Annotated in this window: 7 protein-coding genes and 1 pseudogene; 5 read left to right on the top strand and 3 right to left on the bottom strand. The window is 74.3% G+C overall.

The annotated features are described in order from the left end of the window. Positions 1 to 36 precede the first annotated feature (36 nt). Positions 37 to 3,027: an AAA family ATPase gene (locus ACFYXM_RS29330; protein ID WP_389293838.1), complete on the top strand. Its 2,991-nt coding sequence runs from the start codon at positions 37 to 39 to the stop codon at positions 3,025 to 3,027. Positions 3,028 to 3,338: 311 nt separating this feature from the next. Beyond that, on the top strand, positions 3,339 to 5,447 hold the full coding sequence (locus tag ACFYXM_RS29325; protein ID WP_389293836.1) for a BTAD domain-containing putative transcriptional regulator: 2,109 nt from the start codon (positions 3,339 to 3,341) through the stop codon (positions 5,445 to 5,447). A 64-nt stretch (positions 5,448 to 5,511) separates the two neighbouring features. Here ACFYXM_RS29325 and lanKC read toward each other — a convergent pair whose 3' ends face one another. The 3 genes and pseudogenes from lanKC to ACFYXM_RS29310 all read right to left on the bottom strand — a co-directional run bounded on the left by lanKC (position 5,512) and on the right by ACFYXM_RS29310 (position 10,138). Further along, complete coding sequence (lanKC, locus tag ACFYXM_RS29320) at positions 5,512 to 8,118, bottom strand: class III lanthionine synthetase LanKC (RefSeq protein ID WP_389293834.1); 2,607 nt, start codon at positions 8,116 to 8,118, stop codon at positions 5,512 to 5,514. Positions 8,119 to 8,525: 407 nt separating this feature from the next. Beyond that, positions 8,526 to 9,726 (bottom strand): annotated as a pseudogene (locus tag ACFYXM_RS29315) (MFS transporter); the annotation flags it as partial. A 220-nt stretch (positions 9,727 to 9,946) separates the two neighbouring features. Beyond that, positions 9,947 to 10,138, bottom strand: coding sequence for a hypothetical protein (locus ACFYXM_RS29310; protein ID WP_351521917.1), 192 nt, complete (start codon positions 10,136 to 10,138; stop codon positions 9,947 to 9,949). Between the two features lie 485 nt (positions 10,139 to 10,623). Here ACFYXM_RS29310 and ACFYXM_RS29305 point away from each other — a divergent pair, with 485 nt between their 5' ends. Genes ACFYXM_RS29305 through ACFYXM_RS29295 form a run of 3 tightly spaced genes read left to right on the top strand, consistent with a single transcriptional unit; the run spans position 10,624 to position 12,814 of the window. Further along, a complete protein-coding gene (locus ACFYXM_RS29305) occupies positions 10,624 to 11,823 on the top strand; it encodes a radical SAM/SPASM domain-containing protein (protein ID WP_389293833.1) in 1,200 nt (399 codons plus the stop codon). Further along, positions 11,820 to 12,617 carry an iron-containing redox enzyme family protein gene (locus ACFYXM_RS29300; RefSeq protein WP_389293832.1) on the top strand — a complete coding sequence of 266 codons (798 nt, stop codon included), beginning with the start codon at positions 11,820 to 11,822 and terminating at the stop codon, positions 12,615 to 12,617. Before ACFYXM_RS29305 ends, ACFYXM_RS29300 begins: the two co-directional genes overlap by 4 nt. Next, complete coding sequence (locus ACFYXM_RS29295; RefSeq protein ID WP_073783162.1) at positions 12,614 to 12,814, top strand: aroma-sacti cluster domain-containing protein; 201 nt, start codon at positions 12,614 to 12,616, stop codon at positions 12,812 to 12,814. The genes ACFYXM_RS29300 and ACFYXM_RS29295 overlap by 4 nt, the downstream gene beginning before the upstream one ends. Positions 12,815 to 12,904: the final 90 nt, after the last annotated feature.

Here is a 12,904-nt window from a genome sequence, read left to right as displayed (position 1 = left end):
CTCCCCCGGCGGATTCGGCTCAAGTAGCCTGCGTCCATGCGTGCCACTTCGTCGGTGATTGTCGGGAGAGTCGCAGAGACCTGCCTGTTGGGCAACGCCCTGGACGACGCGTCGCGACGTTCGGGGCGTGCGGTTTTTTTTGTCGGGGACGCGGGCATCGGCAAGTCCCGGCTGGTCGGTGAGTGCGCGTACCGGGCGTACGCGCGGGACATGCCGGTGCTGCGCGGCAGGGCCACGTCGACCGGGCTCGTCGTGCCGTTCCGGCCGTTGATCGAGGCGCTGTCCTCGCGGTTCCGGGCGGCCGGACCGCCCACCGACCCGGAGCTGGACCCGTACCGTCCGGCGCTGGCCCGGCTGGTGCCCGAGTGGCGCCAGGGCTCCTCGCCCGGCTACCCGGAGACGGTGGTCGAGCTGGCGGAGGCGCTGCTGCGGCTGCTGTCGGTGCTCGGGAAGGAGCACGGGTGCGTGATCCTGCTGGAGGATCTGCACGACTCCGACACCGAGACGATCGCGGTGGTCGAATACGTCATCGACAACGTGGCGGAGCTGCCGGTGCTGCTGCTGGGCACACTGCGCCCGGAGCCCGGCGCCGCCCTCGACCTGGTGCGTTCCGCCGAGCAGCGGCAGGTCGCCACCGTGCGGGAGCTGACACCGCTCGGTGAGGCGGAGGTGCTGGAGATGACCGCCTCGTGCCTGGAGACCACCCCGGAAGAGGTGCCGCAGGCCACGCACGAGCGGCTGGCCGGGCGGGCCGGTGGCAATCCGTATCTGGTCGAGGTGTTGCTGGCCGATCTGCTCGACTCCGGGCAGCTGCGGCGCTCCGGGGACCGGTGGCAGGCGCACTGCAGCCCGGACGCGGCGGTGCCGACCGGGGTGGTGCGCAGCTGGGCGCGGCGGCTGGACCGGTTCGACGCACCGGTGCGCGAAGTGCTGTTGTGCGCGGCCACACTGGGCAGTCAGTTCTCCGTCACCGTGCTCCAGACCGTCACGGGGCTGGACGACCGGACGCTCTTCAGCCATCTGCGCTCCGCCGTCGAGGCGAGCATCATCGCCCCCGACGGGGCGGACCCCGACCGCTACACCTTCCGGCATGCACTGACCGCCGAGGCGCTGGTGGCCTCCCTGGCCCCGGCCGAACGGGCCGCGATGGCCCGCCGCGCGGCGCACTCCCTGGAGGCGGTGGCGCAGCAACTCGGCGACGAACAGCTCCAGTTGATGGCCTCTCTCCAGATGGCCGGGGGCGACAGGCACGGCGCGGCCCGGCAGTTCGCCGCCGTCGGGCGGCGGATGCTCGCGGCGGGCGCGTCGGGTTCGGCCGTCATCCTGCTGGACCGGGCCCGTTCGCTGGCCCACACGTCCGACGTGCGGGCCGTCACGGAATCGCTGGCGGTCGCCCATGCCGAGGCGGGCGAGCTCGACACCGCCCTGGCGCTGGCCGGGGAGCTGCCCCCGGTGCCGGCGCGTTCGGAGGCCGCCGAGCAGCGCGGTGAGACCCATGTCCGGATCGCGTGGGCGGCCGTGATGGCGGAGCGTACGGAGGAGGCGGCCGGTCAGATCAGGGCCGCGCGGAGCCTGCTGGGCGCGACACCCCCGCCGGAGAAGGAAGCGGCGCTCGACGTGGTGGAGGGGCATCTGGCGCTGCTGCCCGGCCAGTCCCGACCCGAGCAGCCCCAACCCGGGGGAACCCACCTTGGGCAGTCCCACCCCGGCCAGGAGAGGGCGGCCCGGGAGGGGGAGGCGCGGCAGGCCGTACGAGACGCGGCGCGGCGGGCCGCCGCCGTGGCGGAGGAGCGGAACCTCCCCGTGGTCGCCTGCCAGGCATGGCAGTTGCTGGCGCTGCTGTCCCGGGAGCACGGCTTCGACGAGGCCGATTCCTGTCTGGAGCGGATGCTGTCCGTGGCCGAGCAGCACGCCCTCCCCGTGTGGCGGGTGGAAGCGCTGGTCCGGCTGGGAGCCAACACGTTCATGCGGACCGGTGACCCGGCCCGGCTGGAGACGGCCCGCACCGCCGCGGAGTCGCTCGGCGCGCTGGTGCCGACCCAGACCGTGGACGGGCTGCTCGCCATGAACGCGGTGATGCGAGGCGAGTGGGACGGGGCGCAGGAGATCATCGAACGGTCGGTGGCCGCCAGCGCCCGGACCCGCAACCTGGGGGCGCACCGCTACCTGCTGCTGGCCTCGGCGACGCTCGCGGCACACCGGGGCCGAAGACGGGACCTGGACCGGGCGTTGGTCCGGTTCCGCCGGGCGGGCGGTGAGGAGTCGCTGCTCGTCCCTCTGCAACTGGGGCTGTGCCGTGCTTTCGCCGCGCTGCTGGAGGAGGATCGCGGCCAGGCACTGGCCGATCTCGATGCCTCGCTGGCCTGGGAGAGCGAGCACCCCAGTTTCTTCTATCTGAGCGGGCGCCACGGGCTGCGCCCGCTGCTGCGGACCATCGAGGGGCTGGACGGACGGGCGGAACTCGCCACCGTACTGGGCAGTCCGGGCGCCGACCTGGCCTGGAACCAGCTCTTCCTGCGGCTGGCCGATGCCGTCCTGCGGGGCAGGGAGGGCGACACGGAACGGGCCGCGCGGATGGTCCGTTCGGCCGTCGCGGACGCGGCCGCGTTCCCCCTCGCCCGTCACCTGGGGCTGCGGCTGGCAGCCGGCGCGGCGCTCGCCGAGAAGTGGGGCGAGCCGGTCGCCTGGCTGCGTGCGGCGGAGGAGTACTTCTACGCGGCGGGAATCCAGCCGGTCGCCGCCGCCTGCCGTGCGGGACTGCGGCAGGCAGGGGTCAGCGTCGGGCAGCACCGGGGCGGCTGGGACCGCATACCGGCCCGGCTGCGGACGAGCGGGGTGACGCCGCGCGAGTACGAGGTCTTCGTGCTGCTGGCGGAACGGCCGGGGAACCAGCAGATCGCCCGGCGGCTGTCGATATCGCCGCGCACGGTGGAGAAACACATGGCGAGCCTGCTGAGCAAGACGGGGCGTTCGGACCGGGCGGCGCTCTGCGAGTTCTCCGCCGAGTGCGCGGCGGAACACGACTGACAGGTACGGCGTGCGAACGACTGACACGTACGGCGTGCGGACGCCTCGGGCACGTGCCGAGGCGTACCGGGCCACGCCCGTCGCGTACGGACGCACGCACGCACCTGCCCACCCACCTACGAATCACCCGCATGAAGGGCGGCTCATGGGGGTCCGGGTGTCCAACATGGGGGCACGGGGCGGGTTTGGTCGTGCTCCGGTACGGAACATGCGGGAACGGCACCGATGTGGTGGTGGTCACCCCCGGCGGACCATCCAGGTGTGTGACCGGCAGACAGCCGTCCGTCCCCCGGTTCTTCGGAGGCCCGTCCATGATCCCACCCCCCACCCGCACATCGCCGCCCGGCGCGCTCAGCCTCTCGCTCCTCGGCCCGCTCTCCGCAAGCGTGGGCGGGCGGCCGTTGCCGCTCGGCCCCCGTAAACAACGGCTCGTCCTGGCCATGCTGCTCAGCCGGCCCAACACCCCGGTGCCGGTGGACGTCCTGACCGACGCGGTGTGGCCGGACGCCCCGCCCCGTACGGCACGCAAGAACCTTCAGGTGTACGTCAGTTCGGCTCGGGCGCTGCTGGGCGGGCGATGTTCCGGAGGGGCGGACGGCGACGGCCGGGAACGGCTGGTGCACTCCTGCGGCGGGTATGTGCTGCGGGTCGGCGAGGAGGAGTTGGACACCCTGCGCTTCCGGTCGCTGGCCGCGGCGGGGCGGCGGGCGGCCGACGAGGGTGACCCGTCGGCCGCCGCCGGGCTGCTGCGTCAGGCACTGGATCTGTGGCTGGGGCCGCCGCTGCACGGGCTGTGCGACTCCCCGGAGGTCGCCGCCGAGGCGGAACGGCTGGAGGCCCGGTGTCTGACCGTGCACGAGGACTGGGCCGAGACGGAGATATCCCTGGGGCGGGCGTCCGCGGTGGTGGACGGGCTGCGGGACCTCGCCGAGCGGCATCCGCTGCGCGAGCGGATCCGTACCGCGTGGATGGACGCGCTGCACCGGACCGGGCGCCGGGCCGAGGCGCTGGCCGTGTACGACGACTACCGCCAGTTGCTGGCACGGGAGTTGGGGCTGGAGCCGGGGGCCGCCATCGCCGCCAGGCACCGCGCGATACTCACCGGACGGGGCGGCGGCGACCGCCCCCGGTCGGCGTCCGGCTCGCGGACGCCTGCGGCCTCGGGCCACGCCTCGACACCGATGCCGGTACCGATACCGGGGCAGGCGCATGCGCAGGGGCAGGGACCGGGGCAGGGAGTGACACCGGCACCGGTGTTCGCACCGGTGTCGCGGACCGCGCTGCCCGCCGTCGTGCCCGACTTCACCGGCCGGGGCGAGCAACTGCGCGAACTGCTGGACGTCCTGGACGGGGAGAGCGGTCAGGTGGTCGTGGTCACCGGGGCCGCGGGAACGGGGAAGACGGCTGTCGCGGTCCGGGCGGCGCGTCTGCTGGCGGAGCGCTATCCGGACGGTCTGATCCACATACGGGTGCGCGACGAACGGGGGACGGTCCGCCCGCCCTCGGAGCTGATCGGGGAACTGGTCCGGCGGACGACCGGTGTCGCGCGCCCGGCGGAGCCGGCGCCGGACGCGGAGCAGTGGCGGCACTGGTCGGCCGGGCATCGCTCGCTGGTCGTGTTCGACGACGTACCGGACGAGGGAACGGTGCGTGAGCTGCTGCCGGGCACCGGCCGCGGCGCGTTCGTGCTGACCGCGCGGGGCCAGCTGGCCGGACTGGCCCCGGTGCACCGGATGGCGCTGCCCCCACTGGCCCCGGCCGAGGCGCTGGAGCTGCTCGGCCGGCTGATCGGGCCGGGCCGCGTGGGCCTGGACCGGGCCGCGGCACTGCGGATCGCCGAGTCCTGCGGGTATCTGCCGCTGGCGGTGCGGGTGAGCGGGATGCGGCTGGCGGTGATGCGCCATCTTCCGCTCGCGGAGTACGCGGAACGGCTGGCCGATCCGGACGGGGCCCTGGACGAGCTGGTGGCCGGTGACGTCTCGGTGCGGGGCCGGCTGGCCGTCGGCTGGCAGGACCTGCCGCCCGGGAGCCGGCCGGCGCTGGCCCGGCTGGCCCGCGCGGTCCGCGAGGGGCCGTTCACGCTGCCGGAGGCGACGGCGGCGTTCGGCTGCGACGAGCGCCGGGCACTGCGGACGGTGGAGTCGCTGATCGCCGCCGGGGCGGTGACGTGTCCCAGCGGCGAGGTCACCGCGCACGCGGTGCTGTACGAACTGCCGCGCCTGACCGCGCTGTACGCCCGCGAGCAGTCGTCCGCCCCGGTCGGGGCCGAAGCCCCCGACGTGCTCGGAGTGCCCCACGTACCCGAGGTCCCCGGTGTGCCCGAGGGTTTCGAGTTGCCCGGAGTTGCCGGGGGTTCCGGGGTCCCCGGGATCAGCGACCCGGCGGTCACGGTCCCCCGTACCGCGCTGCCGGTGGGTTGAGTCCGCGTCAGTACGACGCGGCGGGCCGCCCCGTACCTCCCGGGGCGGCCCGCCGCGTCGCTGCTCACCCCAGCGTCAGCACGTCCAGCAGGTCGGGCCGCTCGTCGGGGGCGGCGAACATCGTGTGCAGGGCGAGCAGCACCCCCGCCGCGCCGGTCGCGAGGTCGGCGGAGAACCTGCGCAGTCGCGCTCCCGGCACCAGCAGCCGGTCCTGTTCGGCGACCAGATGCCAGGAGAGGTTCCGCACCGACTCCAGCAGTTCGGGGCGCCACGCATCGACGCCGCCGTTCCCCTGGCGTGCCGGCCGGTGGCCGGGACGTGCCAGCTGATGGGCGGTGGCCGCCAGTCCGCTGCGGCCGGTGACGAGCCCCGGTTCGCGGACGAACTCCAGGACGCACCCCTCCTCGATGCCGGGCAGCAGCGCGGCGAGCGCCGGGTCCTCCCGGTGGGCCAGGTAGCGCTGGGCGACCAGCGCGATGCCGCCGCTGCCCTGGTCCAGGTAGAGGAGATGGCGCTTGCCGTCCTTCACCTGCACGCTGCCGCCGGGCATGTCCACGCAGTGCCCGGCCTCCCGGGTGAGGGCCGCCCCGGCGGCCCGCAGCAGCCAGTCCTCGCCGGTGAGCGCGTACAGCTCCAGCTGGAGCAGCGCGGCTCCGGAAAGCCCGCGCAGCAGGCCCGCCGAGGGCGGTGCGGGCGGGCCGTCGGTGGCCTCGCCACGGACCAGCGAATCGAGTTCCCAGGCGGTCCGCAGGGCCCGGTCGAGGAGTTTCGCGTCGAGGAGTTCCGCGTCGGGCGCGGCGAGCCGCAGGGCGGCCAGCGCCGTCCCCGCCGTGCCGGTGCGCAGATCGGCGGAGGTGGCGGCGGGTGCCCGCAGGGCCCGGTCGAGCAGTTCGCGGCCCTCCTCGCGGCGGCCGAGCCGGGCCAGCACCACGGCGATGCCGGGCAGTCCGTCGTACAGCCCGCCCGGGGCGTCCGGGTCGCGCCGCAGGGCCGCCCGCGCCAGCCAGTCGACGTGCTCGTCGGGAACCGGGGCGCCGACGCGGTGCAGCGCGTACAGCACCCCGGCGGCACCATGGGCGGCGCAGGCACCACCGGTGGCGAAGCCCGCCAGGTCGCCGGGGTAGAGCCGGTCGGTGCGCTCGGGGGTGGCCCCGGCGCGGATGCCGGCGAGCAGCCGTTCACGGATGCCGGGCCAGTCGGGTACCGGACCGCGCAGCAACGCGTCCACCGTCGTCTCGCCGCTGTCCGCCGGCAGGCCGTGGGCGAGGGCGGCCGGTCGCGGCGGCCCCGCGTCGGGCCCCAGCCGGTACCGGGCACGGGCCCAGCGTTCGATGGTGAGGGCCTTGCCCCGGTCGTGGTCGGTCACCTCCATCAGCGGCATCAGGGTGTGCAGCCAGATCGCCCAGAGCGCGTAGGCGTCCGCCTCGGCTCCCCTCTTGACGCCGAGCGGCGCCTGGAGTCCGGGGGCGCCGGCGAGCGGCGTGTCCCGGTCGTCGAGATCGGTGGCGTACTCGAAGTCGATCAGGACGACCCGGCCGTCGGGGCGGAGGATGACGTTGGCGGGGTGCACGTCCGCGAACCGCAGCCCTCGGGCGTGGATCCGGTCGAGGGCCTCGGCGAGCCCGGTCGTCACGGATTCGGCCCAGCGGGAGTAGGCGTCGAGTTCGGCGGGGGTGCGTTCGCCGCGTACCAGCGGGAAACGCTCGACGATCTCGTCGAACAGGGTGGTTCCCTCGATGTACTCCTCGATCAGGAAGTGGTGTTCCCAGACCGTGCGGACGCCGTACACCTCGGGCACGCAGTCGAGTCCGGCGAGCCGGGTCAGGGCCCGGTGCTCACGGTGCAGCCGGGTGACGGCGTCGTCCCCGGCGGGGTCGAGACCGCAGTGCGGCCGGGCCTCGCGCAGCACCACCTGCTGCCCGGTGGTGCGGTGCTCGGCCAGGTAGATGCCGCCCGCGTTGGAGAACTGGAGTGCCTTGGTGACCTTGTACGGGAAGTCGTCGTCGCGGGCCGCCGCACGGGCGGCGAGATGGGGGCGCAGCGGCTCGGGGACGGTCACCCACTCCGGTATCCGGAAGACCACGCCCCGGGTGTCGGGGACGAGTTCGCCGGACGGGTGGCGCATCGCGCGGACCCGGTTCCCGTCGGCGTCCCGGCACCAGTGCTCGACGAACGCGCCGTAGCGGACGTGGACGGGAGAGTTCCCGATCCGCAGATCGCTGAGGATGTACGGCCCGCTGCGCCCGTCCAGGGCCCGGGTCAGGGCGTCCAGCACCCGCAGGAACGCGGCTTCGCCGTCGGGGTAGAGGGTGAGGAACTTACCGGCGCCGGACCGGTTCATATACTTGGCCGACATCAGCCGCAGGGCGCGTGCGCTGCGCAGGAACTTGAACGGCACCCCCTGTTCCAGGCAGATCCGGGCGGTGTCGGCGAGAGTGCGTTCGGCCTCGTCGGGGAGGGTGGAGATGTGGATCTTCCAGCCCTGCTCGGGCAGTTGGGCGGAGGCGGGGTGCAGCGCGGTCCACAGGCCGGTGGTGCCGCGCCGCCAGCCCTCGGGCGGTTCGGCACGGTCGAGCGGGTAGCGGGTGTCCTCGTCGGGCAGCCGGGCCGGGGTCTCGTAGTAGCGGCGGTCGGCGAGGCAGTACAGCTGGGTCTCCTGGATGCCGGGCACGGCATACCTCCTGGGCTGGTCTCCTGTGACGCGTGGTCAGGGGCGGGGGCTGCCGGCCCCGGTGCGGTCCGCGCGGATCTCGTGCGCGACGGCTCCGTTCGCGGGGGTCCGGTTCGCGGGGGTTCCGTCGCCGGCGATCGCGTCCGCGCGGGTCTCCTCCTCGTACGGCGCGGAGGGTGCCGGGCTCCCGTCCTCGGCCGGGACGGCGGAACCGGCCGACCCGGAAGGCTCGGCCGGGACGGAGGACTTGGCCGTTCCGGAGGGTTCGGTGGCCCTGGAGGCTTTCGTGGCCCCGGAAGGCTCGGCCGGTCCGGAGGACTCGGTGGACCCGGAGGACTCGGTGGACCCGGAGGACTCGGTGGACCCCGGAGAGGCGCCCGACCTGGAAGAGGCGGCCGCCGCGACCACCGCCGGGCCCGGCCGGGCGGACGGGGCGAACGTGACGACGGCGGCGGACACGGCGAGGACTGTGGCGATCGCCCCGAACGTCGCCCGGCTGCCGAAGGCGGTGAGAAGCGCGCCCCCGGCCAGCGGCCCGAACGGCTGGACCAGTGAGGAGAGGAACCCGGCGGCGCTCTGCACCCTGCCCACCCGGTCACCGGGGGTGACGGCCAGCAGGGTGGAGAGGAAGCCGATGCTGGCCACGGTGGACAGGCACATGCAGGCGGCACAGAGCAGACCGGCGAACAGCGGGACCCGGACCCAGGCCATGGCGAGGGCGCTCGCCACGCAGAACCAGCAGGTGGCGGCGATCAGCGCCCAGGTATGACGTTCGGGGCGCAGCCGAGGGGCGAGGAGCGCACCGGTGAGCGCCCCGACCGAGATGAAGGTGACGACGGTGCCGCCGCCGAGCCCGGACCTCCCGCCGCCCGAGAAGACGGTCAGCGCGGTGAACGTCAGGGCGCCGAAGGCGAAGTTCATGCCGAGCCCGAAGACGAGGAGCACGGTCCGCAGATAGGGCAGCCGCCACAGGAACGAGAGCCCGGCCGTCAACTCGGCCTTGCTGAACGCCGATCCGGCCTTGGTCTCGGACCTGGACCGGGTGCGTACCAGGGCCACGCAGATCGTGGACAGCAGCAGCCCGATGGCCTCGGCGAGGAACGGCAGGACCGGGTGCAGTCCGAACAGGGCGCCCCCGACCATCGGCCCCACCAGCCGCGCGGTGGCGGTACGGGCCTGGAGGCGGGCGGTCGCGGTCCCCATGTCCTCGGGGGGTACGACGCTCCGCATCAGCCCGAAGGCGGCGGGCCCGTAGAGGCTGCCGATGACGGCGCCCGCGCCCGCCACCAGCAGCACCAGCGGCAGCGGGACGTGCCCGGTCCACACGGCCACGACGAGGGCGCCGACGACACAGAAACTGCCCAGGTCGCACAGGCGCATCAGCCTGCGGCGCTCCACCCGGTCGGCCATCACCCCGCCGGGAAGCATGGTGATCAGGACCGCGGTGACGGACACCGTGCTGATCGCACCGGCCTGCACGGCCGATCCGGTCTCGCGGAGCACGAGGAGAGGCAGGGCCAGAGCGCTCATCTGGGTGCCGAGAACGGCGAACAGGCCGCTCATCCACAGCAGTCGGAAATCCCGGTTGGTTCGTAACGTGGCGGCCATCGTCGGCTCCCGGTCGGTGATTCGGGGACAGGGCTCGGCCGGTGGCCCGGCGAAGGCGACGGCCTGGCAAGGGGGCGGGGACCCGGTGAACGGGCGGCCGGCCCGGGAAATCGAGGCGGGGCGGTCTCCGTGACACGGAGCCGCCCCGTTTCGGCCGGCCGGGCGCCACTGGGGGAAGACGTTCCTTCCCCGGGTGGCGCCGCGGCCCGGTCATCAGCCCTTACTGCTCCGACAGAACGAGGCTCACGGTGCTGACGCAGCTGCCGTCGATCTCGCGCTCGTGGTTGACGGCGGTCTCCTGGAGGTCCAGCACGGAGTGCGCCTCGACCTCGGGGGTCTCGTTGTTGTCGTCGGCGACGGGCTTGGTGTTCTCGGACATGGTGGTCTCCGTCCACTCGTCTATCGCGGTCATCTCCGGTCGTCCCGGGCGAGGCCCGGTCCTTCCGGTGCGGCCGGCGGGTGCCTGCCGCTGACCAGAAAGTTAGGAGCCCCGGCCTGGCAAACGGCTCGACGCCGGTATGGGGGCGGTATCGCGGCTGCTCACCGGGGATGGACGGACGACGGACGGGGGCGGGCAGCGGTACGGGGGCGCCCACCGGGCCGGGCGGCGGCCCGCCGGACGGCGTCCGGCCTGCGGCCATACCGGTTCCGGGCCGGTTCCGGACCGGTGCCGAACCGTCCGGCCGGAGGCTGTGTACGCGCACGGTCACCGCGCGCCGCACGTCCAGTACCTCTCGCACGTTCCGCGCGTCCCGTGCCTCCCGCATCTCGCGTGGTTCCCGCATGTTCCGCACGTCCCGTACCTCGCACATGTCCAGTAGCTCCCGCACGTACCTCCCGTACCTCCCGCACGACGCGCGCACGGAGACGCCCTCTACACCCGAAGGAGACGGCCGGATGGAACTCGCCGAACTCATCGGACTGCGGCCGGTCCCGGCCGGCGGAGTGCTGGTCACCCTGACCCGGCGCTGCCCGTTGCGCTGCGCCCACTGCTCCACCGGCTCCGCGCCGGAGGTACGGGAGGAACCGGGGGCGGAGGCACTGGAGCGGTTCGTCTCCTCGTTCACCGCCGCGGACCGGCCCGAGGTGATGATGCTGACCGGCGGTGAACCGCTGCTCCGGCCGCGCCTGGTGGCCGCGCTCGCCCGTTCCGCACGGGCCGTCGGCACCCGGACCGCGCTGCTCAGCGGGATGTTCTTCGCCCGGTCGGGCGGGCTCCCGGAACCGGTGCGGCGGGCGGTGCGCACGCTCGACCACTTCTCCGCCAGCCTCGACCTGCACCACGAGCGGGAGGTGCCGCGGGCCGCGGTGTTCCGGGCGGTGCGCGAGGTCCGCGGGCTGGGGGTCGCGGTCAGTTTCCACCTCACCGGGACCGGCGAGGACGACCCCTATCTCGCGGACGTGACCGCGGACATAGAGCGGACGTTCGGCGGTACGGTGCCGTCCCTGGTCAACGAGGTGCGGCCGTTCGGCCGTGCGGCGTCCTGGGCCCGCCCGGCGCGTACCGCTCCCGCCGCCCGTGACGAGCCGGGCGGCGGGGGCGCGCTGCCGTGTGCGATGGCCGCCTGGCCGGTGGTCGCCTTCGACGGGACGGTCCTGGCCTGCTGCAACCAGGACACCGTGGACCGACGCCCCGCCCCGCCCCATCTGCGGCTCGGTCATGTCGCGGAGGACGACTGGGCCTCCGTACGGGCGCGGACGCTGCGGTCCCCGCTGCTGCGGCTCGTCCGCACGGTCGGCCCTGCCCACCTGCGACAGCGGTGGGCGCCGGGCGCCCCGGCCGGTTCCTACTGCGGGGACTGCCGGGCGCTGGGCGAGCGGTCGGAGGTGGTCGCGGCGGCCGGCGCCCTGGCATCGGGCGCCGCGGGCGCGCTGCTGGACCTGACCGCGGCCCGGCAGCAGCACGCCCAGGGGCCGGTGGCCCTGGTACGGCGCCACGGCTGCGCGGCGTACGCCGACCTGGTGGCGGCCCCGGGCGGCGGTGAGCAGACCCCCGGCCGGACTCCGCCCCCGGCCCCGTCGCCGAGTCCGTCACCGAGTCCGTCATCGGCCGCTTACCCGGCTCCGCACCAGGTGACGGGAGGCACCCGGACATGAGTGCCGTCGAACCGACCGCGCCGTCCGTCTCCGAGCGGCCTTCCGCCTCCGAGGGCCCATCGGCGGCCCACCGGCTGTCGGCCTCCGAGCGGCTACGCGTCAAACTGTCCCTCGCCGAACCGGTGTTGCGGACGGCCCTGGCCGGACTGTGGCGTGCCGAAGGCCTGTTGCCCCGCTACCGGGCGTACCTGGGCACGATGCACGCGTTGATCCGCGCCTCCGTACCACTGATGGAACGGGCCGCCGAACGGGCCGCGCTGCTGGGGCGGTACGGCGATCCGCTGAGCGCCTCGCTCGTCCCCTATCTGGACGGTCACATCCGGGAGGAGGCGGACCACGACGCCTGGCTGCTGGAGGACCTGGCCGCGGCGGGCGGCGACCCCCGGGACGCGGTGGACCGAGTGCCCGATCCGCTCGTCGCCTCACTGGCGGGTGCCCAGTACTACTGGATCGAGCACCACCACCCGGTGGCGCTGCTCGGTTACATCGCCGTTCTGGAGGGCCACGCCCCGGCCGCCGGACTCGCGCCCCGGCTGGCCCGGCTGACCGGGCTGCCCGCCCCCGCCTTCCGTACCGTGCACGAGCACGCACGCCTCGACGACGGCCACTCCGCCGAACTGCACGCGCTGCTCGACCGACTGCCGCTGTCGCGGGGGCAGGAGACCGCGGTCACCGTCAGCGCCCTGCACACCACCGACGCGCTCACCCAGTTGTTCGTCCGGCTCGGGCGCGCCGTACCGGACCGTCCGGTGCGGGGGGCCGGACGGTCCGTCTCTATGGGAGGCCCGTCATGACCGAACCACCGGACCGGCTCGCCGTGCTGTACGGCGCCGGGTTCGCCGTCGATCTGCTCACCGATGAACAGCGCCGGGTACTGAACGACCTCGCGCCGGAGGAACTCACCGTGCTGCTCGACATCAAGTCCCGGCTGGACGCCGTCGGACCCGAAGTGGAGGCGCACGGCGAGATCGCGGGCGGCGCGCTGTTCTAGTGCCGCGGCAGGCAACGTTTGCCCGTCAAGGAGCGGCGTGGGGTGCGTGCTCTCGGTGTGCCGGCCGGAAGTCCTTGTACTGGACGTACT

The sequence above is a fragment of the Streptomyces sp. NPDC002476 genome, assembly GCF_042889785.1.
Taxonomy (GTDB): domain Bacteria; phylum Actinomycetota; class Actinomycetes; order Streptomycetales; family Streptomycetaceae; genus Streptomyces.
Note: the sequence above shows the minus strand (reverse complement) of the source record. Positions and strands in the feature narration are given on the sequence as shown.